The organism is Terrisporobacter othiniensis, assembly GCF_000808015.1.
GTDB lineage: Bacteria > Bacillota > Clostridia > Peptostreptococcales > Peptostreptococcaceae > Terrisporobacter > Terrisporobacter muris.
In genome coordinates this window covers 1-22,752 of record NZ_JWHR01000050.1, presented here as the reverse complement: position 1 = coordinate 22,752, position 22,752 = coordinate 1, and the positions used below count along the sequence as shown (strand labels likewise).

Annotated in this window: 22 protein-coding genes; 18 read left to right on the top strand and 4 right to left on the bottom strand. The window is 27.7% G+C overall.

The window, feature by feature from the left end:
* The first annotated feature begins 99 nt into the window (after positions 1 to 99).
* Positions 100 to 2,094: a YgiQ family radical SAM protein gene (locus QX51_RS04730; RefSeq protein WP_039678748.1), complete on the top strand. Its 1,995-nt coding sequence runs from the start codon at positions 100 to 102 to the stop codon at positions 2,092 to 2,094.
* 90 nt (positions 2,095 to 2,184) lie between these two features.
* Complete coding sequence (locus QX51_RS19860) at positions 2,185 to 2,373, top strand: tyrosine-protein phosphatase (RefSeq protein ID WP_320649308.1); 189 nt, start codon at positions 2,185 to 2,187, stop codon at positions 2,371 to 2,373.
* A 77-nt stretch (positions 2,374 to 2,450) separates the two neighbouring features.
* On the opposite strand, the gene gltS is transcribed toward QX51_RS19860, so the two are convergent.
* Entirely contained in the window at positions 2,451 to 3,653 is a 1,203-nt protein-coding gene (gene gltS, locus QX51_RS04725; protein ID WP_039678747.1) for a sodium/glutamate symporter, read from the bottom strand.
* Between the two features lie 197 nt (positions 3,654 to 3,850).
* Here gltS and QX51_RS04720 point away from each other — a divergent pair, with 197 nt between their 5' ends.
* Both QX51_RS04720 and QX51_RS04715 read left to right on the top strand, forming a co-directional pair.
* Positions 3,851 to 4,513, top strand: a complete 663-nt coding sequence (locus tag QX51_RS04720) for a Bax inhibitor-1/YccA family protein (RefSeq protein ID WP_039678746.1) — start codon at positions 3,851 to 3,853, stop codon at positions 4,511 to 4,513.
* Between the two features lie 165 nt (positions 4,514 to 4,678).
* Positions 4,679 to 5,854 (top strand): sensor domain-containing diguanylate cyclase, encoded by a 1,176-nt coding sequence (locus tag QX51_RS04715; protein ID WP_039678745.1) that lies wholly within the window; start codon positions 4,679 to 4,681, stop codon positions 5,852 to 5,854.
* A gap of 28 nt (positions 5,855 to 5,882) precedes the next feature.
* On the opposite strand, the gene QX51_RS20300 is transcribed toward QX51_RS04715, so the two are convergent.
* Positions 5,883 to 6,092 carry a hypothetical protein gene (locus QX51_RS20300; protein ID WP_139045056.1) on the bottom strand — a complete coding sequence of 70 codons (210 nt, stop codon included), beginning with the start codon at positions 6,090 to 6,092 and terminating at the stop codon, positions 5,883 to 5,885.
* Positions 6,071 to 6,376, bottom strand: coding sequence for a cyclic nucleotide-binding domain-containing protein (locus QX51_RS04710; RefSeq protein WP_039678782.1), 306 nt, complete (start codon positions 6,374 to 6,376; stop codon positions 6,071 to 6,073). The genes QX51_RS20300 and QX51_RS04710 overlap by 22 nt, the downstream gene beginning before the upstream one ends.
* 120 nt (positions 6,377 to 6,496) lie before the next feature.
* Here QX51_RS04710 and QX51_RS04705 point away from each other — a divergent pair, with 120 nt between their 5' ends.
* The 14 genes from QX51_RS04705 to QX51_RS04640 all read left to right on the top strand — a co-directional run bounded on the left by QX51_RS04705 (position 6,497) and on the right by QX51_RS04640 (position 21,176).
* The gene (locus QX51_RS04705) at positions 6,497 to 7,492 is read left to right on the top strand and encodes a BMP family lipoprotein (RefSeq protein ID WP_302466944.1); all 996 of its coding nucleotides are present in this window, start codon (positions 6,497 to 6,499) and stop codon (positions 7,490 to 7,492) included.
* A 363-nt stretch (positions 7,493 to 7,855) separates the two neighbouring features.
* Complete coding sequence (locus QX51_RS04700; protein ID WP_242842692.1) at positions 7,856 to 8,434, top strand: C40 family peptidase; 579 nt, start codon at positions 7,856 to 7,858, stop codon at positions 8,432 to 8,434.
* A 46-nt stretch (positions 8,435 to 8,480) separates the two neighbouring features.
* Positions 8,481 to 9,173 carry an ATP-binding cassette domain-containing protein gene (locus QX51_RS04695; RefSeq protein WP_039678742.1) on the top strand — a complete coding sequence of 231 codons (693 nt, stop codon included), beginning with the start codon at positions 8,481 to 8,483 and terminating at the stop codon, positions 9,171 to 9,173.
* Entirely contained in the window at positions 9,166 to 9,993 is an 828-nt protein-coding gene (locus tag QX51_RS04690; RefSeq protein WP_039678741.1) for a hypothetical protein, read from the top strand. Before QX51_RS04695 ends, QX51_RS04690 begins: the two co-directional genes overlap by 8 nt.
* A 10-nt stretch (positions 9,994 to 10,003) precedes the next feature.
* Positions 10,004 to 11,227 (top strand): hypothetical protein, encoded by a 1,224-nt coding sequence (locus tag QX51_RS04685; protein WP_039678740.1) that lies wholly within the window; start codon positions 10,004 to 10,006, stop codon positions 11,225 to 11,227.
* A 280-nt stretch (positions 11,228 to 11,507) separates the two neighbouring features.
* Positions 11,508 to 12,101 (top strand): hypothetical protein, encoded by a 594-nt coding sequence (locus tag QX51_RS19350; RefSeq protein ID WP_052232878.1) that lies wholly within the window; start codon positions 11,508 to 11,510, stop codon positions 12,099 to 12,101.
* Positions 12,102 to 12,324: 223 nt separating this feature from the next.
* Entirely contained in the window at positions 12,325 to 14,037 is a 1,713-nt protein-coding gene (locus QX51_RS04675; protein ID WP_039678739.1) for a [Fe-Fe] hydrogenase large subunit C-terminal domain-containing protein, read from the top strand.
* Positions 14,037 to 15,200 carry a SpoIIE family protein phosphatase gene (locus QX51_RS04670; RefSeq protein ID WP_039678738.1) on the top strand — a complete coding sequence of 388 codons (1,164 nt, stop codon included), beginning with the start codon at positions 14,037 to 14,039 and terminating at the stop codon, positions 15,198 to 15,200. Before QX51_RS04675 ends, QX51_RS04670 begins: the two co-directional genes overlap by 1 nt.
* 366 nt (positions 15,201 to 15,566) lie before the next feature.
* Positions 15,567 to 17,345, top strand: coding sequence for a hypothetical protein (locus QX51_RS04665; protein ID WP_152607210.1), 1,779 nt, complete (start codon positions 15,567 to 15,569; stop codon positions 17,343 to 17,345).
* Between the two features lie 5 nt (positions 17,346 to 17,350).
* Positions 17,351 to 17,992 carry a hypothetical protein gene (locus QX51_RS04660; protein WP_039678736.1) on the top strand — a complete coding sequence of 214 codons (642 nt, stop codon included), beginning with the start codon at positions 17,351 to 17,353 and terminating at the stop codon, positions 17,990 to 17,992.
* Positions 17,993 to 18,004: 12 nt separating this feature from the next.
* Positions 18,005 to 18,664, top strand: coding sequence for a hypothetical protein (locus QX51_RS04655; protein WP_039678735.1), 660 nt, complete (start codon positions 18,005 to 18,007; stop codon positions 18,662 to 18,664).
* A 115-nt stretch (positions 18,665 to 18,779) separates the two neighbouring features.
* Positions 18,780 to 19,742 (top strand): ABC transporter substrate-binding protein, encoded by a 963-nt coding sequence (locus QX51_RS04650; protein ID WP_052232877.1) that lies wholly within the window; start codon positions 18,780 to 18,782, stop codon positions 19,740 to 19,742.
* Positions 19,720 to 20,502, top strand: coding sequence for an ABC transporter permease (locus QX51_RS04645; RefSeq protein WP_052232876.1), 783 nt, complete (start codon positions 19,720 to 19,722; stop codon positions 20,500 to 20,502). The genes QX51_RS04650 and QX51_RS04645 overlap by 23 nt, the downstream gene beginning before the upstream one ends.
* Complete coding sequence (locus QX51_RS04640; protein WP_139045053.1) at positions 20,490 to 21,176, top strand: ABC transporter ATP-binding protein; 687 nt, start codon at positions 20,490 to 20,492, stop codon at positions 21,174 to 21,176. The genes QX51_RS04645 and QX51_RS04640 overlap by 13 nt, the downstream gene beginning before the upstream one ends.
* Before the next feature lie 85 nt (positions 21,177 to 21,261).
* Here the strand turns inward: QX51_RS04640 and QX51_RS04635 are convergent, their stop codons facing one another.
* Positions 21,262 to 22,713 (bottom strand): NlpC/P60 family protein, encoded by a 1,452-nt coding sequence (locus tag QX51_RS04635; RefSeq protein WP_039678734.1) that lies wholly within the window; start codon positions 22,711 to 22,713, stop codon positions 21,262 to 21,264.
* Positions 22,714 to 22,752: the final 39 nt, after the last annotated feature.

Here is a 22,752-nt window from a genome sequence, read left to right as displayed (position 1 = left end):
ACGAATTTTAAGCAACGTATTTGTCTGAAGCTAAGCAAAGGCACATCGTTGGCAATATGAACGAAGTGAATTTTAAATATAGATTGAGCAGGTGATAAAATGGAAAATAAATTTTTACCAATTTGTAAAGAAGATATGATTGAAAGAGGATGGGACCAGTGTGACTTTATAATTGTTACGGGAGATGCTTATGTTGACCATCACAGTTTTGGGACAGCCATTATATCAAGGGTGTTAGAACACGCTGGATATAAAGTAGGAATAATTGCTCAACCTAACTGGAAAACAACTGAAGATTTTATGAAACTTGGAAAACCAAGACTTGGATTCTTAGTTAATGGAGGAAATATGGACCCTATGGTTAACCATTACTCTGTTAGTAAAAGACAAAGAGATAAGGACCTTTACTCACCAGGTGGAGAAATGGGTCATAGACCAGATAGAGCTACAATAGTTTATTGTAATAGAATAAGAGAAGCATATGGAGATATTCCACTAGTAATAGGGGGGATAGAGGCATCTCTTAGAAGATTTGCTCACTATGATTACTGGAGTGATCAAGTAAGAAAATCTATATTAGTAGATAGTGGTGCTGATCTATTGGTTTACGGAATGAGTGAAAGACAAATAGTAAGAGTTGCAGATGCTATAAATGATGGATTTGATCCTAAATATATAAGCTTCATAGACGGAACTTGTTATATGGCTGACAGCTTAGATGAAGTGTATGTAGATTATGTGTTAACACCTTCATTTGAAGAAATAAAAAAAGATAAAGTAAAATTTGCAGAGGCTTTTAAAATACAAGAAGCTGAACAAGATCCATTTAGAGGTAAGGCTGTAGTTCAACCTCATGGAAATAAATTTATGGTTCAAAATAAACCAGAACCACCTCTAAATAGAGAAGAATTAGATGAGGTATATGCACTTCCATATACTAAAAACTATCATCCTTCTTACGAAGCAAAGGGTGGTATACCGGCATTGAACGAAGTAAAATTCTCAATAGTAAGTTCTAGAGGATGTTTCGGAAGTTGTTCGTTCTGCGCTATAACTTTCCACCAAGGTAGAGCTGTACAAAGTAGAAGTCATGAATCAATACTAGAAGAAGCTAAGGAAATTACACATTTACCGGACTTCAAAGGATATATACATGATGTGGGAGGACCTACAGCAAACTTCAGACAAGAAGCTTGTAAAAAACAAATTACAGAAGGTAAAGGTGGATGTAAACATAGACAGTGTCTAGATCCGTCACCATGTAAAAACTTAAATGTTGATCATACAGATTTTATCAGTCTTCTTAGAAAAGTTAGACAAATACCAGGAGTTAAAAAAGCTTTCGTACGTTCAGGTATCAGATATGATTATGTAATGGCTGACAAAGATAATACATTTATGAGAGAACTAGTTAAACATCACGTAAGTGGACAATTAAAAGTTGCTCCAGAGCACGTAGCAGAAGAGGTGCTTTACTACATGCAAAAACCTGCTGGAGATACTTACGAAAGATTTAGACAAAAATTCTTTGCTATGAATGAACAAGTAGGATTAAAACAATATTTAATACCATACTTAATGTCTTCACATCCAGGTTCTACATTAAATAGTGCCATAGAGCTAGCAGAATATTTAAGAGATATTAAATATCAACCAGAGCAAGTTCAAGATTTCTACCCAACACCAGGAACATCATCAACAACAATGTTCTACACAGGATTAGATCCAAGAACTATGAAAGAAGTTTATGTACCAAAATCTAAACGTGAAAAAGCAATGCAAAGAGCTTTACTTCAATATTCTGCACCAAGAAATTATGATTTAGTTCATGCAGCATTGGTTGAAGCAGGTAGAGAAGATTTAATAGGATTTGGGCCAAGATGTTTAATAAAACCTAGAGAGGCTAGAGGGGCACTAAACAGACAATTTGATAAAAATAAAAAGAATAGTAAATCAAATGATAGAAATTCTAAAGGTGGAAGAAACAATAAGAGTACTGATAGAAGAAATTCTAATAGCAAAGATAGTAGAAATACTAATACTAGAGAGAATAGAAACTCTAACTCAAAAGGCAAAAAAAGAACTAAAAGATAGATTATAAAAATAGTAGCGATACCTATTGGTATAACTGCTATTTTTATGCTTAAAAAATTATATATGTATTAAAAATGAACAGAGCTTTTTATTAAATTTATAGATGATGAACAGGTAATTGAAATAATAAAAGGTGTATTTATGGTAAAAAGAGAGTATTTAATGATTACTTTAGATAAAATAAAGGAAAGCTATTCTTCATATGTAGAATATATAATTAATGATTTGGGTGTCAGTGAGAAGAAATTGGAAATTTTCAGGGAAAAATATTTGGCTTAAAATAAATATAAAACTCACAGCAAAATTGTTGTGAGTTTTATTAAGTGTGCCTCGCATATATACTAACCCATTTATAACTATCCTATAAAGTTTATAAACATTGTAATAATAGCAGAATTTACAAAGTCTATAAATAAACATCCTATTATTGGAACAACAAAATATGGAGTATGAACAAATCCATATCGGTTAGTTAACTCATCCATATTTGCTATTGCATTTGGAGTAGCTCCCATTCCAAATCCACAAGTTGCAGATGCAAATACAACTGCTTCGTAGTTTTTACCCATAACTCTATAAGTTATGATATAAGCAAAGCACCCAACAAGGATTACTTGAGCAATTAACATAACAATAAGAGGTAAAGCTAAGTCAAATAATTGCCAAAGTTTTAGTCCCATTAGGGCCATGGTTAAAAAGAATGATAAACTAAGTGAACCTAAAGTTTCAATTTCTTTTTCTGTGATTTCTTTTCCTGCAAGGTCATATATATTTCTTATTATGGCAGCAGCAATCATTGCTCCTATATATGAAGGGAAAGTTAATCCTGAGTTTTGTATAAAGTCAGAAATTATAGAACCAAGTCCCATCGCAATAAATAAGAAAGATGCACCAGTCATAAGTTTCTTTAAGCATAAAATATTTTGATTTTCCTCGTTAAAATCTCCGACTTCTTTTGGAGGAACTTTAGAGTTTTCATCATGAACTGTTTTTATTTTATGGTTGTGAATAAGGTTTCTAGCAACTAATCCCCCAATTATACTACCCATAATTAATCCAAATGTAGCTGAAGCTATAGACACTGTTGTAGCACCAGTTATACCCATACTTTCAAGTAATGGACCGAAAGATCCAGCAGTACCATGACCACCTATCATAGGTATGGACGCAGTGCAAAGACCAAGCAATGGCTGCAAGTTAAATAATGATGCAAGTGTTACACCAACTACATTTTGTAATACAACAAGTAAAATTGCAAGTCCAAGGAAGGTAATAACTTTAATACCACCTTGTTTTAATATTTTAAAGCTGGCAGTAAATCCTATACTTGTAAAAAATGTTGTCATGAAAATTTCTTGTAACGTTGTATCTAAGTTTATAGTAGCGATATCTGTAACTTTTAATATAAGAATTAATATTGCAAATATAAATCCACCGACTACAGAAGGAGGGATGCAATATTTTGAAAGTATAGAAAATTTATTTCTAATATATTTACCAATATAAAACACAATGGAAACTAAAGCCATGGTCTCATAGATGTTTAAATTAAATTCCATTTATTGTTTTAGTCCTTTCTTTAGTAAGATTTTGTATAAATTATATAATATATATATGATATATTATATAATTTTTCATGTAAAGATAAAACAATACATAAATAAATCTTAAAATATATTTAACTATATAGACATAGGATTAAAATATATGTATAATTATTCATTAACTAATAACAAGGATTGGAAGGAGAAATACTATGTTAAAAAGTATGTACAACCCAATGTCACAAGTTTTTAAATACTTATCAATATCTATAGTATTTATGTTTATAGGATATTTATTTGGATTATTTTTACCAACTAGCTTTATTTATATGGCAAATACGTTGGTAGTAGTATTAATGATTGGATTATTGATAATGGCTTTATTCTCTAGAAAAAGCATAATACCAAGAAGGTTTTCTATGAATTTTGTTTATCTGTTTACATTTATAGATGGAATATTAATGTCACCAATCATAAGATACTATGTAGGTAGTATGGGAACTGATATGGTAATAAGCATATTGTTAGCAACATCGGCTATATTTGGAGGACTTGCTTTTGTAGCAAATAGGAGTGAAAGTGGAAAGTTCTTAAGATTTGGCCCCTCATTGTTTATTGCACTAATTGTTTTACTAATAATGTCGGTAATAAACATATTTATAAGTGGAAGTATGTATAACATAATAATAAGTATATTCGGTATTGTAATTTTCTCTGGTTATATCTTGTATGATGTAAGTTTAATAAAAGCAGAGATAGAATACGGAGGAATAAATGATAGAGATGATTTATCAATTCATGTTTTAAATTTATATCTTGATTTTATAAATATATTCCTTGATTTACTTAGACTTGTAAAAGAATTAAATGATTAATAAATTAAAAAATCCCATGATACAAAAATTGTGTTGAGGGATTTTTTGTTATATATTATAATATGATCTCTTATAGTTTTTGTAAAACATATATATAATATAGATAAGTTTTATTTAAATATATAGTATAATCATATTATAAAGAATTATACAAAGGGGACAAAAATGGAGGAAGTTATTTTATCGAGACTAATAGATGAGCAATCCAATGGATTGATAGTACTAAATAAAGACTTAGTAGTATTATATGCAAATAAAAAGGTAAGAGAATTTTTCTCATCAGATATAAATCAATTACTAGGTAATTATATTAAATGTAATAATACTATTGTTGAAAATTCATATTGTCAACAAACTTCTAAATGCGAAGAATGTATTTTAAGTAATGCAATAAAACAATTAAAACAAACAAGTGATAATCAAGATCTAGAAAACCTTAAGTTTAATTCAGAAGGCGAATATATTAATATATCTTTGAAAATATCATATATGTGTGATTTTATAATTTTAGAATTTACTGACTTATGTAATTTATATGAAGAAATAAATTTTTTATCGAGAATGATGGATAAGTCTAAGGATATAATGTTTTTTAAAGATAGTAACCTAAAATATAAATATGTAAATCAAAGTTGTGCCGAATTATTTAATTGTGAAAAAAATAAATTAATAAATAAAAATGATGAAGAATTATTGAGACAAAAACATATTGATGAATCATTGTATAAAGGGCTAATAAAAGGATGTATAAATACACTGGAAAAAGGATACTCTAAGCAAGTTATATCTTATAATAAAAGACATTTTAATGTATCAATGGAAAAAATCGAAGATGGTATTTTATGTATAGGTAGAGATATAACTGAAGAAATAAATGCTAATAAAAGAGCTGAAACGGATGTATTAACAGGTTTATTTAATAGAAGAAAATTTATTAATGATATGGATAGAATATTAAAGTATAGTGGATACGGTTTTTATTTAGCTCTTATAGATATAGATAATTTAAAAGATCTAAATAATAACTATGGGCACTTAAAAGGGGATAAATATTTAGAAAAATTAGGTCAAATATTTAATAATGCTAACAAAGGAAGGTTTTATAGAACTGGAGGAGATGAATTCGCAGGGATTGTCAGATTGAATAAAAAAGATATTAAATTTATGTTTGATGATATTTTTAAAGAATTAGAGAATTTAAATTATAATCCACCGTTAACTATAAGTGTTGGGATTAATAAGATAGACATAAAAAAAACATATATTGAAAATTATAAAGAAGCAGATACTTTATTATATAAAGCGAAGAAAAATGGTAAAAATAGTTTCATACTAAATTAAAAAGCATGTTGAATACTCAACATGCTTTTTAATTATATAAATCTACAGCAATCTCACTTAGAGCTGACCTATCTAAGATTACCAAAGATTGTTTTTCCTTTTTAATAGTATTTTTTGAGCAAAGTTTATCTACTATTCTTAAAAAATGTCTGTAATTTGCTCCAAGTAGTTCTGATAATTGTGTGAAATTATCTGTAATCACCTTATCCTCAGGATTCAAATCACTTGGATATTGCAATTAGCATTTTCATCACAAGTTACTTCTACGTCCCAAATTACTTGAACTGGAGAGTAAAATCTAATAAGTAGAGACTTTCCGTTTGGTGTCGATATATATACCTTTGCTCTACCTTTTACAAAGAAGTAAAAATAATCTAAGGTATTTTCCTTTATACAAACATGAGAACCTTTCTTAAAATAATGAAGCTCCATATGGTGTTCTATATTTTCGGTAAAAATTTCATTAATTTGAAATTTTTTTATATAATAACTTAATTTACTTTTATCATTTAGTTTTATCATGTTTATATACTCAAAAAAATCAAAAAATATGTCATATACCATAATATCTAGTAATAATTTTTTGATACTATAGTTAAGCTAAGAGAAAAGTATTATATCACATAGGAGGATAAAATAACATTGAAAAAAATTGTATGCTTAATAACGGTACTTATAATGACAGCATCTTCATTAGTAGGGTGTGGAGGAAATAAAGATAATGCAACTAATAATGATGCATTAAAAGTTACAATGGTTACAAGTGTTGGTGGAGTTACAGATGGTAGTTTCAACCAAAGTGCTTGGGAAGGGCTTGAAAAGGCACAAAAAGACTTAGGAATTAAAGCAAGTTATATAGAATCAAAACAAGAAGCGGATTATGTAACAAATTTAGAACAAGCAGTAGATGGAGATAATGATTTAATCCTTGCAACAGGATTTCCAATGCAACAAGCATTACTTGATGCAGCTAAACATTATCCAGATCAAAAGTTTGCTATAGTTGACGTAGATTATGGAGATGAAACACCTGACAACGTTACTTGTATATCATTTAATGAGGAACAATCAGGATATGTAGCAGGTTTAGTTGCAGGAAAAATGACTAAAACCAATAAAGTTGGATTTGTTGGCGGAATGGATAATGTTGTAATCAGAAAATTCCAAATTGGATATGAAGCTGGTGTGAAAGAAGCTAATCCAGATGCAAAAGTTTTATCTCAATATGTTAACTCATTTGCTGATCAAGCAAAAGGTAAATCAATAGCTACACAGATGTACAATAATGGTGCAGATATAATATTTGCATGTGCAGGAGATAGTGGTTTAGGAGTACTTGAATGTGCTAAAGAAACTGGAAAATATGCTATAGGTGTTGATAGAGACCAATATGATATTGCACCAGACAATATACTTACTTCAGCAATGAAAAAAGTAAATGAAGGTGTATATAGCGTAGTTAAAACTTTAAAAGATGGCACATTTGCAGGCGGAAAAACTTTAGTATTTGGTTTAAAAGAAGAAGGTATAGGACTTGCACCATCAACTGATAAAAATGTTCCACAAGATGTAATAGATTACGTTAATAAAAAAGTGGAAAAAATAATAAGTGGTGATATAGTAGTTCCAAATAAATAAGTATATGTGAAAGAAAGTGGCTGAAATTTAGGCCACTTTTTATATGAATTTATTTTTATTGATGTATTTTTTCAAAAAGATGGAGTATTAATTATACTTCAACCTTTTTATGTGAAAAATAAATGATATAGATTTAAATTAGATAAAATTTTATAAAAATAAATGAAACTTTTTACGACTTTTATGCGTCTAATATATAGGAGATAGCCTTCTCTATATGACAGATTTGTAAGTTGAAATACAGAAGTTTTAGTGTGATAATGAAATAAAGAAGTTATGATTTTATAATCGTAAATATGAAGGGAGTTAATAGCTATAAAAAAATTTTTAAAGAAACTTTTAATATTAATATTAGTTGTACTTATGGGAGTATATGGGTATAAGTTTTTAAAAGAAAAATATATACAACAACTAAATGAAAAATATGAACAAGAAACTAAAAATATGAGTGAAGAAGATTTAAAAATAGTAGATGAAGTTATCTCTCTAGCAAAAGAAAAAGAAGGCCAGGAATATACTTGGGGTGGTAAGGGAGAAATAATAACTAAAGAAAGATTAGAAGAACTTATAAGTTATTATGGAGAAAGTTACTATCCTTTAGATAAAAAAGATTATATAGGAAAACAAGGATTTGATTGTTCGGGACTTACTTATTGGACGTACAAAACTGTAACAAACGTAAATATTGGATATTCTACAACTGAACAAAAAGAAGTACTAAAGGATTATAAAGTTCAAATGAAAAATATTCAACCAGGAGACCTTATTTTTACAACTAGACATGTAGTTATGTATATTGGTAAAGGAAAAGTAATTAACTCAGCTAGTAGGAATCCATATCCTACAGGAGGTATAAAGATAGATTCTGTTTTGCCCTACAAAAAAGGAAAAGTATATCGCCCAATAGATTATATTAATTCATATCTACGAAATAAAGGTTAGGAATCTAAATTCTAGTAGGTTAAATATTTTAGAGGGAGTTTTGTAAATGATAGATATAATAAATTTGAGTAAAAAATATGGAAAAGTACATGCATTGGATGATGTGTCTTTTCAAATAAAAGAAGGAAAAATCATAGGCATATTTGGAATAAATGGAGTAGGTAAATCAACCATATTAAAATCTATAGCTGGAGTAATTAGACCAGATAAGGGGAAAATCCTTATAGATGGTGAAGAAATTAACCATAAATTATATAATAAAATAGCATTTATACCTGATGTAGATACTTACTTTCCACATCTAACTATAAAAGAAAGTTTGGCATTTATGAAAGAATTTTATATAAATTGGGACGAAGAAAAAGCATATAATATGCTGAAAATTTTCAATCTTACTGATGATCAGATGATAAGTAATTTATCAAAAGGAAATAGAGCCAGGGTTAAGATTATTCTTGGATTTGCACAAAATGCCAAATATATTTTACTAGATGAACCTTTTTCTGGTATAGATATTTTTAAAAGAGAAGAGTTTATTAAAGCTATGGTTGAATATATTTCTCCTAATCAAAGTATTATAATAACCACTCATGAAATTGCTGAGATAGAAGAAATAGTAGAAGAGGTAATAATACTTCATGATGGGAAAGTAGCATTTAACTTCAATGTGGAAGAAGTTAGACAGAATGAAAATAAGTCTATTATAGATAAGATGAGGGAGGTATATAGGGGTGAGTAAGATCTTAATGCTCTATGAGATAGAGTTTAAAAGAATTAAAAAGGTTTATTTCTCTATCTTAAGCTTAATTATTATAAGTAATCTTATTTGGTTTATTTACAATTTAAATTTGGTAGCAAAAGAAGTTCAAAGAATATTGAATATAAGAGGTGGATTAGGTCTACTTAAATCAGAAGAGGTATATATGATTATAAAAAATGGAGGATTTATTTACTCATTATATAGTTTATCGTTCTTTTTTATGATTTTAGGGCTTATATGGTGTTTATATTATACCTTACTAACTTGGTATAAAGACTTTTCAAGTAAGACAACGGTGGCTTATACTTTGTTCACTCTTCCTTGTAATAAGTTTAATATATTTTTATCGAAGTTATTAATAGTACTATCATTTATATATGGTGTATTAGCAACACAGCATATATTGTGGATTCTAGAGATACTCATAATGAAAAGTATTACAAGTATTAATATTAGTGAAATTATTTATATTATAAATTATAATAGCTTAAAAAGTTTTTTATCTATGGGGATATCTATTTATCCATTGGAAATTCTTATGTATTATGTATTTAGCCCAATTTTAGCAGTTATAGTTTTGTTTACTGGAGTATTAATTCATAAATCTTTTGACAAGATAGGTGGGTTTTTAGGCTTATTTTATATGGCAATAGTTATATTTATGTATTTATATATTTCAAGTATCTCTATGATATTTACAGATGAACTATTAAGAAATCATATACTATACTATATAGTTACAGGAGTTTTATCTCTTATTATTTCTTATAACTTATTAAATAAAAAAATACATATTTAAGGGGGATATTATGGATAAAAGCTTTTCAAAAATATTTTTAATTACGGTATCATTAGCTATGATATTAATTATTTTCTCCTTAAACTTTATTGTAGAGGATGATTTAGATATAGAAGATATATCTGGGGATAGAAGTGCTCTTGGAAATATGAATATTGTTTATCAAAAGAGAAAAGGAATGTATGAAGCAGATAATATTATTATTTCTAAAGATGATGAAAAAATTAAAAAATATGTAAAAGAAGGTGTTACAAACTTTTCCATATCAAAAGAAAATGTTGATAACAGAGAATTATTAAAATTTTCAAATGATAAAAATAGTATATGTGAAACAGAGGATGAGATTGCAAGTGTATCTCTTTTAAGTACTTATTCACCTTATAATGGTGATGAAATGAAAGTATATATTGATATAAAAAATAAAAAAAGCTCAAAAATTAAAAATTATGAGATTCCCATAGATGATAGTATTGACGCAAATGGAGCAAGTATTTATCAGGCCTTACCAATAAGGGATAAGGATAATATTTATTTGGCTATTATTTCATCAGTCTATAAAGATGACAATATAGAAGAAAATAAATCATTGGATAATGAAGTTGATATGTATAAGCAAACTTACTTAAGTTTATTTAAATTAAATTTATCATCACAACAATCTAAGTGTATATTAACTAAATCATATGAACCTAGTGAAATGTATATTGATGGTGATGTTGGATTTGTAAGGGATAATGTTGCATACTTTGGTGTTAAGATAAAGGATGAAAAAAGCAAAGTAATAAATACATGTTTGTTTGGTTTTAATATTATTACTAAAGATATAAATATTATGAACTTAGGAGTTGGGAATAAAAATATAACCAATTATTATATTGATAATGATGAAGTTTTACTTTGTTGTGATGCAGATCCAATAAGTAAAAAAATAAATACTTTATTAGTAAATCTTAATAATAAAAAAATAGTGAGTGCAAATGAAATAGATTTAAAAGTTAAAGATGAGTACAGTACAGATATATTAGAAATGAGGCGAGATAATAATAAAACATACTTTATAATAGGTAATTATAAATATGATGATTATTTAGGTTATGATAATAGCTCTTCAGATATAGATTACTATATTTATGTTATAAATGAAAAGAATAATGCAATTTTATATAGTGGAAAAATAAAAGAAAAAAATATATATAATGTATCTTTTGGAATTGAAAAAGATGATGAATTGTAACAAAAACCCCCTTGGATTGTCTAAGGGGTTTTATTTTATTAAATTTGGATATAAAATATATGGCTAATATATCTTCTTGGAGATATAAAGTGAGCGAATTTTACATAATATTGAAATTTGGTAACATTCTTGTAATTATCTATGTTACTATTTTGTAATTCAAAGTAACAAGTGTGTAACTGTAATTTTTCAAGGGGTAATGATATTATAATAATATAAACAAAAGAAAAAAGACAGAAACTAAGAAATCTTAAAATAAATTACAAGGAAGTGTTGAAAAATGAAAAAAGGAATTATAGCGATAACATTATTATTAAGTGGAGCATTATTAATAACTCCAATTGCAAATGCAATCTCACAAAAAGATGAACAAGTAAATACAAAACCAGTAAAAGTTGAGCAAACTACAAATACTGAAAATACACACGTAATAAAAGATAATGAAGATAAAACAACACAAAGTGAAAATACTACTAAACCAGTTAAAGTTGAAACTACAGTTGTAGAAAATAAAGAACCTGCAAAAGAAGAAGTAAAAGTAGACGATAAGAAAGAAGAAAGTAAAAAAGAAGAATCTACTAAACCAGCTGATGAAGCAGTTGTAAAAGATGATAAAGAAAAAGAAGAAGTTCAAAGTGGAATGACAAAATCAGAAGCTGAAGCAGTTTTAAATAAATATATAAAAGACGTTGAAAAAGTTGATTTTACTTATACATATCAAGGTGATGAAAATACTTTTGAAACAATGAAAGAAAAAGGAATAAGAGGATATGTGTTTTTACCAAATATAGAAACTGACATGGCTTACTTAGTAGATAAAGATACTGGATCAATATACTTCTTCCATCCATCAGGATATCTTGAATTATTATAATAAAATATGATTTATATAAAAAGAACTTAATACTATAGAAAGTATGTATTGCACCCCAATTGTTGGACCAAAAATCTAATGATTGGGGTGTTTTGTATGACAAAATATAATTATAACTCTAAATTGAAAGTGATTATGATTTAATAGATGAAAACATATATATATGTTTGCTATAATTTTAGTAAAGATTTTAGACTACTATTAATCAAGGGGGGGAGTACGTATGTGGTTTGATAATTTTAGCAAGAAGAATTGTAAAAACTGTTATGCTTGTATAAGAGTATGTCCAGTTAATGCTATAGAAATAAAAAATGAACAAGCAAGAATTATAGAAGAAAGATGTATAGTTTGTGATGAATGCTATAGAGCATGTCCACAAAAAAATAGATTAAGTAAATCAGAGGTACCAGTTGTAAAACATTACATAAATAATAAAGAAGTAGTAGTAGCATCTATAGCTCCTAGTTTTGCAGCAGTTTTTGGAGAAAATAGTCATAAAATACCTAGTGTATTAAAACACTTAGGATTTTCTTATGTAGAAGAAACTTTAGTAGCAGCCCAACCTATAATTGATGAATATTTTAAATATATTAATAAAGATGATGATAAAAACTATATAACAACTCTCTGTCCATCCATAATCAACTTAGTAGAAAAACATTATCCAGATTTAATTGAAAATTTAATACCAGTAATATCAGCATTTGCTTGTCATGGAAGAATTATAAAGAAAAAATATGGTGAAGGCGCAAAGGTTGTATTTATAGGACCTTGCCTTGGGAAAAAAGATGAATCTAGATTTGAAAATAGTGTGGATGCTGTGATTACATTGGAGGAACTTCAAAGATGGATTCAACAAGAGAATATCTCTTTTGAGGATTTCGAAGAAAGTTCATTTGATGCTATTAGTCATTATAATAGGGTTTTTCCATTTGTATCTGAAAATACAGATTATTTTTTTGATTCAACTAAAAATAAAGAAGTAGTATCTGTAGATGGATCAAATGATTGCATAAAGACTATAAATGCAATTTTAAATAATAGAGTGAGTAATGTAATATTTGATATGAATTTCTGTGAAAGTGGTTGCCTTAGAGGATCTGGAATTGTAGACGATGGAGCTAGTTCATATGAAAGAAGAAAGAATATAGAATGCTATAGTAAAAAATGTGAAAAATTATATAGTGATAAAACAGATAATTCTTATGATGAAATACTATCAAAAGTAGACTTACAAAGAAATTTTGAATCAAAATATATTCCTTTAAAAGAACCAAGTGAAGTTGAGCTTAGGGAAATTTTAAAATCCATGGGTAAATTTGCAAGAATGGACGAAATTAACTGTAAAGCTTGTGGATATAAAACATGTAGAGATAAAGCAAAAGCAGTGTTTAATGGGTATGCAGATACAAGTATGTGCCTTCCTTATGTGAGACAAAAGGCAGAGAATAAAGCAAATGTAATTATATCGGCTACACCTAATTTAATTGGAATAGTGGACAAGGACTTATGTATAGTAGAGTTTAACCCAGCAGCACAAAACTTCTTCCAAGTTAGTAATGATGAGGCAAGGGGAGTACCAGTTATCATGTATTTAGATGAAGATAAATTTCAGCAAGTAAGAGATACAAGAAAAAATATTATTAGAGATAAAATAGAACTTTATGATTATGATGGTGTATTAGAGCAGAATATTATATGGTTAGAGGAAAATCAGATTTATATATGGATAGCTAATAATATTACTAAAGAAGAAAAGAAGGAAAAAGAATTACAGAAAATGAAGATAAATTCTATAAATATGGCTCAAGATGTTATCAATAAGCAAATGATGGTGGCTCAAGAAATTGCAAGTCTTCTTGGAGAAACAACAGCAGAAACGAAGGTTACCTTGACTAAGTTAAAAAAACTTATTGAGGAAGAGGGTCAGAGATAATGAAGTATTATATAGATTTTGCCTATGGGAGTTTATTGAAATTTGGGGAAGAACTATGCGGAGATATGGTGGAGTTTTATGCTGATGATGATCAGTTTATTGCAGTACTTTCAGATGGAATGGGTAGTGGTGTAAAGGCAAATATTTTAGCAACTCTTACTTCAAAAATAGCTCTTACCATGTTAAAAGAGGGAATGAAAATAGAAGATGTAGTTGATACTGTTAGCCAGACCTTACCTATTTGTGCCCAAAATAAAATAGCCTATTCTACTTTTACGATGGTGAAAGTGGCTAAGGATGGTATAGCTTATATTGTTGAATTTGATAATCCTACAGTATTTTTTATGAGGAGGGAAAAAATACTATCTTTGGATTGGAATGAGAGAATTATTCATAATAAAAAGGTAAGGGAATGCAAGATACAACTAGCAGAAAGAGATAGAATAGTTATGGTTAGTGATGGTGTAGAATTTGCAGGAGGAAGACAAACTTTAAACTATTCTTGGCAATGGAAAGATATTGCAAAACATCTATTGAAATTTACTAATGAAAATATGAATGCAAAAGCTATAACAAATAATCTTCTTGGAGTTTGTAATCAACTTTATTTCTTTGAGCCAGGAGATGATACTACTGTAGCAACTATAAAAGTAAGTCATGATAGTAAGGCAGTTTTATTTTCTGGTCCACCTATAAATAAAAATAAAGACAAAGAAGTAGTATATAAAATTATGGGAAGTGCAGGTAAGAAAATAGTATGTGGTGGAACTACAGCACATATTGTAGCCAGAGAGTTGAATGTAGAGTATAAATCTAGTACAGAAATCATTGATGAAAATGTACCGCCGCGAGGATATATAGAAGGAATAGATTTGGTAACCGAAGGAGTTCTTACTTTGAGAAAAGCATGTGAAATATTAAGAAAATTATTAACTACTAATGATGATAGTTTTTTACATAAAAAGAAGGATGCGGCAACTTTGTTATCGAGAATGTTATATGAAGACTGTATTCATATAAAAATGATAATAGGAAGGTGTATAAATCCTGAGAATATGATGTTAGACATTCCAGATGATTTAAGTGCAAGAATTTATGTTTTAAATGAAATGAAAAATATTTTAGTTAAACTTGGGAAAATTGTAGAGGTTGAATATTACTAGTAACTTAAGAATATGTAGTATTTATAAATCCTTTAAATGATAAAAGTTAAATAACATAAAAAAGTGATAGACTTAATGAGTTAATATGACTGAATCTATCACTTTTTATTTATAATAAGATTGTAGAATTGATTAATCTATACTTTTGAATTGCATAAATTGATAAGTGAAAAAATTTGAAAATAATTAAAAAATAAGTAATATTAGGCATATCTATTAAATATAAATTAGTATGTGTGTGGTGTTAGCTTAAAAAGTGTAACGACCTCCATGGACATATTTACACCATGCACGCCTATTATTCAGGAGGTGATAATAATAAGGAAATTACTAAAGATAAGTGTAGTGGTTTTGTGTTTATTAATGATGAACTTAGTTTATGTAAAAAAAAGTGATGCTCTTCCTACGGGGGTGGATAGAGTTGAAATTGGTAACTGGACTAAGACGAGAGAAATTAATGAAATAAAGGGGGAGGAAAAGAAACTTAACAGTGAGAGGTTTGACAATATTAGAAATATTAATTTTGAAGATAGTTTGAATCAGATAGAGGAGTTTACTAATTTATATACTTCCACATCTAAGTCAATGAGAACAGTAAAGCAGGTAAATGACGATAGTAAGAATATAATTAAGGAAAATAAAGTTCTAAGGACGAGAGTGAGAACTTTTGAACCAATTTATTCATTTACCTATGATACAATAAAAACTTGGATTGGGAGTGAGGAAAGTCCAACTTGGGGAGAGGGATACTTGGGAAGTAAAATTATAACATGGCCATGTTATGTAGAAGTTTTAAAATACGATATAAATGGCGTCGCACCAATAGAATGGAGAATGCTAGAAGGGGAATTTAAATTAAATAAGGAGCAATTAGAAGCAATAAAGTTAAAAAAAGTACAACCTGTCATAGGCATAGAAAGTGAAGAAGGGGATCAACTTATACTGCCTTTTTGTGACCTCCTAAGTATTTTTATTAATGGTGAAATAACCGATATAAACTACAGAGCATCATCAGAGCCTTATAAATTTAAGATAGATAAAGTTATAGGTAATTATAGCCTTGTAAATCTTATGGAAAATAATAAATATTGTAACAAAGAGATGGATAATAAGTTATCACAACATACACGTAATAAACATATTGACTGTAATATTTTAACGAAAACTATTAGTGATAATTATTATAAGATGGTGGGGGATGTATCTCAATACATAAAACCAGAAATTAGTGATTATAAAATATCATTATTAATAGGACAACTTGGTAGGATGGGAGAAGGTATTCTTAATTACAATGGTGGGATAAGCAAGATTACATTATTTTTAATTGAAAATCCTAAATTCAATGTGAATATTAAACCCTATACAATAAATGATAATGGTAAGAAGTTATACATAAACTCGGATTATAAGTTTTCATATAATGAAAAAATATTATTTGATGTGGAGATTATAAATGAAAGTAGTAGTTATGATTATAGTAATTTAGATCTTCGTATAGATTTAATAAAAGAACTAAAAGAGGGTAGTGTAAAAATTCGTGATGTTTTTCAATTTAACAAAAGTACTGGTAAGTATAATGATACTAGTATAAAAGATAATGTTAATGTATATGTAAATGATGATAATACACCTTGCTCAATTAATGAATTATCAAATTTAGATAAAGGTGATAAGCTAACAATAAGTAGTAATAAACTTGCTTATACTGTTACAGAGTATAACGCTTTGAAAGAACAAATAGATTATGATTACACACTTCAAGTAAATTATCTTAATGATCATATTTTTTATAAATATACAAACACAAATCGTCTACAAGCAAATCTCATAGAAGGTAGGTTAACAGTTACAGTAAATGGTAATGATGAAGATTATTTTTATTTAAAGTTAAAGGGAGAAGATAATTCTGCAAATATAAAAGTTAAAAGTAATGAGCCATATACTGTGTTGAATTTAGATTATGACAAGGAGTATGAATTGTCATTGATAAATTCGTTGTCTTACAAATCAGTAAGTAGTCAGAATTTTGTCCTAAAAAACGCTTCAGGCTATAATACAAAATCCATAACAATAAATGCAAATACAAAACCAAATAATTATTTTACACAAAGGAAGATTGATGAAATTATTATAAACAGGTGATAAATATGAGTAGGATTAATAAAAGAAAAAATAAGAGGAAAAATAAAGTTAAGAAATTATTATTAAGTGTTATAATTGGAGTATTTTTTTGTTCTATTATTGTTTATGGAGAGAATGTTTTTTATGCTATGAAAATTTTTCTTTATGAAGATAAAGCCCTGGAGATAAAAATTAGAGTAGAGAAGAATAATGATTTAGCAAATATAAATTTGAATTTTGATAATGAAGGTAGCTGTGACGTTTATCTGAGAGGTTTTGTTTTTGTTTATCCCAATAATAACGGTAATAATGGGACAACCTTAAGTAATTCATCAGTTAAAATTAATTATGGAGACGAGGATTGTTGGTTTGTTGGTGAGGATAACTATGTTTATTATACTAAACCATTGAAGATTGGAAATAGAACGGAAAAGCCTATGGTTGAAAGTATGGAGATTAATTTGAGTGAAGAAGATAAGATGATGTTAGGGAGTGGGGAATTGGGGATGGATATTGTGATGGAAGCGGTGCAGGTAAATAATTTCGCATATAAGTATGAATGGGATATGGGAAATATAGGTTTGAAAGATTTATTTGATAATAGGAGTAAACAGGAAGAAAGTAAAGTTATTGAGAAGAAAGAAGTAATAAAATTAAATTTTAACTAGGAGGAGATTAATATGAGTAAGAAAAAAACGAGGAAAGTAGCTATAATATTAGTGTGTATATTAATGCCATTTGGAGCGTTTGGATTTGGGTATTTTTGGAATGGAGATAGTGAAGATAATCAAGTTGCTAATACACTAAGTGTAAATGGAGATATTACAGGAAGTATTACTAAAGATGCAGATGTTGATACAACAGGAATGGTACCAGGAGACGAGGTTAAATCGACTATAAATATTAATCCTACGTCTACTACTGATAGTTTACTTAGGGTAAAAGTAAAGCCTTATTGGAAAAATAGTGAGGGAAAAGAAGATTCTAAATTATCTAGTAATAATTTAGAATTAATTACAGAAGGGGTAGCTGATTCTATAACAGATAACAAATGGTATAAAGAAGGTGAATATTATTATTATATTGGAAAAGTTAATAGTAAAATGAATGAAATAAATCTTATTAAAGGAATTAAATTTTTAGTTTTAAATAATGAGAGTGAAAGTTATAAAGTTAATGACTATCAAGATAGACAGGTAGGAATAGAAGTGACTATGGAAATGGTACAATGTAGCAGTAAAGCATATAGTGGAAAGTGGAACTCAGGTGGAAATATTTTATCGGAAGATTTAAATAATCAATTAGACAAACTTTCACCGGAAGGGAAAAAGATAAATTAAGTAATATAACTTATAATAAAACTAAATATCATGACTAAAACAAGCCTTATTGAATAATACTACCAATTGTAGTACTATGAAAATAAGGCTTAATACGTTTTTGAGGAGTGATACATTGAAGAAGATTTTAACGTTAATGCTCACTATAATTTTAGGAGTAAACATAGCAGGATGTAACATAAATCTTTCATCTAAGGATATAAAAATAATAAGTGCCAGCGGACTTGTATCAGTAAGCATGTGCAAGCTGGCAAAGGAAGAAGATCAAATAGAAAAAGGATATAAAACAACATACACATTTGGAAGTGATGGAGAAGTCGAAAAAGCTTTATACAATGAAGAGTATGAGATTGCTTTAATACCAACAGATATGGCAGCTAAAGCTTATAATAAAAATTCCAACTATGAAATCAGTGCAAGTATAGGTCAGGGGTCATATTATTTAGTTACAACAGACCCAAGCATAACAGGATTTAATCATACATTAATAAATAAAGAAGTAGCTATTATTGGGAAAAATTCCATGATAGATAATACAGTAAAATCTATATTGAAGGAAAATAATGTGAATGAATCTTTGGTAAACTATAAATACTCAGATACTGAGCCAGAACTTGTTACAGCACTTGCATCAGGCAAGGTGAAAACGGGTATTGTACCAGAAACATCTTTAACGACTTTACTATACAAACATAGTGGATTAAAAATCTTAACTTCAACAAATGATGCTTATGAGGAAGTTTTCAACATACCAGAAGGATATCCTCAGTTTAGTATAATAATTAGAAAAGATTTTGCTAAAGATAACCAAGAGTATGTGAACAAATTTTTATCAAAAATGAAAGAAAGTATAGATTTTGTAAATACAAACCCATTGCAAGCAGGAGCTTATGGAGAAGAGTTTAAAATACCTGTAAAGCCACAGGTATTATCAAAAGCTATAGAAAGGTGTAATCTGAGATTTATACCAGTGAATGAATTTAAAAAGAATTATGAAGAATTTTTTTATATACTATATAACTACAATAATGAAGCTGTAGGGGGAGCAGTTCCAGATGAGTCAATTTACCACAAATAAAAAAATAAAAATATTTCAAGATAAAAATAAAATGCAGGTAGCACTTTCATGTGTTATCCTGTTATTTTTATGGCAAATAATAGCTATAAAAATAAATAATGAGATATATTTACCTACCTTGGGACAAGTTTTTATCAGTATAAAGGAAATTGTATTAGAAGATAGATTTATTTTAGATATATTTTCAACTATATCAAGATGTATACTAAGCTTTATTATAGCCTTAGTTGTAGCCTTTGTATTGGCAATAATTTCTTATAGCTTTAATATGTTCAAAAACTTTCTAACACCAATAACATCTTTAGCTAGATCTATTCCAAATATGGTATTAATAGTTTTAACATTAATTTGGTTTAATAAAGAAAGCGCACCTTATATTGTTGTATTTATAATGGTGTTTCCTGTTTTATATGACGCAGTCTTAGGGTCTATGAAAAATATAGATAAAAGTATTTTGGAAATGGCTGAATTATATAAAATTAGTAGAAAAGATAAAATTATTAAAATATATTTACCAGCTATAAAATTCTCATTAATATCAATTTTATCATCAACTATATCTCTTGGATTTAAAATCGTAATAGCAGGGGAGGTTTATGGACAACCTTTATATGGCATAGGGGCAATGATACAAAGTGAAAAAGTAAACTTCAATACTACAGCTATTTTTGCTTGGATAATAATTATTGTAATAATTTCATCATTATTAAATATTATTGAAAAATTATTGTTAAGGAGAGCTTTTGTATGGAGACGATGAATAAAGAAGAAGTCATATCAATTAAAAATATAAATAAAAAGTTTAATGAAAAAATCATATTTAAGGATTTTGATATAAATTTTTATAAAAATGAAGTTAACTGTATTATTGGTAAATCAGGGTGTGGTAAGAGTACATTATTAAATATAATTAGTGGTATTATACCTAATGATAGTGAAAATTTTGAAACTATAGAAAAGTATGGAGTAAGTTATATATTTCAAGATGATAGGTTAATTGACTGGTTAACAGTAGGCGAGAATATAAAGCTTATAGTAAAAAAACTTTATAATAAAAAAAAATTAGATGAACTATGTGATAAATATCTAGATTTAGTTGGGATAAAAGAGTACAAAAATTACTATCCACAAATGCTAAGTGGAGGACTTAGACAAAGAGTGAATATTGCAAGAGCTTTTATTTATCCATCAAAAATTGTAATAATGGATGAGCCTTTCAAATCTATTGATGTAATTAATAAAAAAATAATAATGAATAATTTTAAAAAAATATTAGAAAAAGAGAAAAGAACTGTACTGTTTGTAACACACGATATAGATGAAGCTCTTTTATTATCGGATAAAATTTATGTCCTAGGAAATTCTCCTGTAGAAATTAAGAAAGTGTTCATAAATCTAAATATTATTAAATCAGAGATATATAAGCTAATTTAGAGAAAGAGACAAATAAAAAACTTCTACATTTAAATAAAGTATGCACTGTAGAAGTTTTTTATTTGTATTAAGTTATATAATTTAATTAATCTAAAATATTAGCATATAAGATAGGATAATAAGTTTTACTTGTTGTATCTGGATTAAAATCAGTAACTTTTACACGTCCAAAACCTTCTGAAACAGTTTGAGTAGAATCTAACATTTTGCCTTTACCTATATATATACCAACATGATGAACATGTAGTCGAATATTATTGATTATCTCAACTCTACCACAAGAACCTTTAGACTCTACTGAGTCACAATTTTCACTATTGTAGAAAATCAAATCACCAGGTTTTAACTTTTCGAAAGGTATATCTTTATTATTTCTTAATAGATATTTAGCTTGTCTACTAGAAGTCAAGTTTTGAAGAGTATCTATGTTTACAGTTTTATAGCAATAATCAACAAAAGTATTACATCTAAATTCACAGTCAGATGTACCATAAGGAGCCCCTAATTTTTTTAAACCATTAAAAATTAATTTAGTTCGAGCATCTTTTTCAAATTCTTTAGACACACTTTGTTTAATAGATATTCCAGCATTGTTAAAAGTAAATTCAATATTCGCATAAGTTATGGTATCATTTTTTAACATTTTACAATTATCTTCTTTAAAATAATATAATTTATCTCCAAATGATTGTAGTCCAGTTAAAGCATAATTATATTTATTATGGAAGTAATATGTATCATTATTTATAGTTTTGAAACCTACAATTGCCTTATAAGTCACTTTATCGTAATAATATAATTTATCGTTTCTTTTTTTTAGTCCTGAGATGGCAGCTCCTGTATCTAAATCAAAGTAATATTTTGAATTATTAACTGTTTTTGCACCTTTAGCTATAGATCCATCTTTTTCAAATAAATAAAGTTGATTATTTATAGTAGCAAGTTGGTCTTTTAATGCGTGACCATCTCTATGAAAATAATATTTTTTATTATTCACAGTTCTAAAACCAGTTAACATTTTACCAGTAGTTTTTGAAAAATAGTATTTTTTATCGCCGATTTCTTTTAATCCGCCTTTAAATACTTTACCATCGCTTAAGAAATAGTAGCTAGTATTATCATTTACTTTTCTAAGACCAGTTAACATTTTACCAGTAGTTTTTGAAAAATAGTATTTTTTATCACCAATTTCTTTTAATCCGCTTTTAAAGACATCCCCATTTTTTAAAAAATAATAAGTATGCTTTTCGCCATTGATTGTTACAGATCTAATTCCACTTAACATAGCTCCAGAAGTAGTTGAAAAATAATACTTTTTGCCATCTATAACTCTATATCCAGTAAGTTTTTTTCCAGTTTTTTTGCTATAATAATAGGTTTTTCCATCTATATTTACTAGACCAGAGTATGATTTTGTAAAAGACGGATTAGATTTTGAAGCAAAACTAGTTATAGTATTTACTGTTATAAAAGAGTAGATAGTAATAAAAAGACATGTTCCTAGTATTATTACATTCTTCTTGGAAAGATTAATCATATAGTACCCCCCTCGTATTTTATATATTTTTGAATAAAG

What these genes read in the sequence shown, in the direction of transcription:
- QX51_RS04730 (WP_039678748.1), top strand. Translation starts at nt 100, where the DNA reads ATGGAAAATAAATTTTTACCAATTTGTAAAGAAGATATGATTGAAAGA.
- gltS (WP_039678747.1), bottom strand. Translation starts at nt 3,653, where the DNA reads ATGGAATTTAATTTAAACATCTATGAGACCATGGCTTTAGTTTCCATT.
- QX51_RS04720 (WP_039678746.1), top strand. Translation starts at nt 3,851, where the DNA reads ATGTTAAAAAGTATGTACAACCCAATGTCACAAGTTTTTAAATACTTA.
- QX51_RS04715 (WP_039678745.1), top strand. Translation starts at nt 4,679, where the DNA reads ATGGAGGAAGTTATTTTATCGAGACTAATAGATGAGCAATCCAATGGA.
- QX51_RS04710 (WP_039678782.1), bottom strand. Translation starts at nt 6,376, where the DNA reads ATGATAAAACTAAATGATAAAAGTAAATTAAGTTATTATATAAAAAAA.
- QX51_RS04700 (WP_242842692.1), top strand. Translation starts at nt 7,856, where the DNA reads ATGGGAGTATATGGGTATAAGTTTTTAAAAGAAAAATATATACAACAA.
- QX51_RS04695 (WP_039678742.1), top strand. Translation starts at nt 8,481, where the DNA reads ATGATAGATATAATAAATTTGAGTAAAAAATATGGAAAAGTACATGCA.
- QX51_RS04685 (WP_039678740.1), top strand. Translation starts at nt 10,004, where the DNA reads ATGGATAAAAGCTTTTCAAAAATATTTTTAATTACGGTATCATTAGCT.
- QX51_RS19350 (WP_052232878.1), top strand. Translation starts at nt 11,508, where the DNA reads ATGAAAAAAGGAATTATAGCGATAACATTATTATTAAGTGGAGCATTA.
- QX51_RS04675 (WP_039678739.1), top strand. Translation starts at nt 12,325, where the DNA reads ATGTGGTTTGATAATTTTAGCAAGAAGAATTGTAAAAACTGTTATGCT.
- QX51_RS04670 (WP_039678738.1), top strand. Translation starts at nt 14,037, where the DNA reads ATGAAGTATTATATAGATTTTGCCTATGGGAGTTTATTGAAATTTGGG.
- QX51_RS04665 (WP_152607210.1), top strand. Translation starts at nt 15,567, where the DNA reads ATGAACTTAGTTTATGTAAAAAAAAGTGATGCTCTTCCTACGGGGGTG.
- QX51_RS04660 (WP_039678736.1), top strand. Translation starts at nt 17,351, where the DNA reads ATGAGTAGGATTAATAAAAGAAAAAATAAGAGGAAAAATAAAGTTAAG.
- QX51_RS04655 (WP_039678735.1), top strand. Translation starts at nt 18,005, where the DNA reads ATGAGTAAGAAAAAAACGAGGAAAGTAGCTATAATATTAGTGTGTATA.
- QX51_RS04645 (WP_052232876.1), top strand. Translation starts at nt 19,720, where the DNA reads ATGAGTCAATTTACCACAAATAAAAAAATAAAAATATTTCAAGATAAA.
- QX51_RS04640 (WP_139045053.1), top strand. Translation starts at nt 20,490, where the DNA reads ATGGAGACGATGAATAAAGAAGAAGTCATATCAATTAAAAATATAAAT.
- QX51_RS04635 (WP_039678734.1), bottom strand. Translation starts at nt 22,713, where the DNA reads ATGATTAATCTTTCCAAGAAGAATGTAATAATACTAGGAACATGTCTT.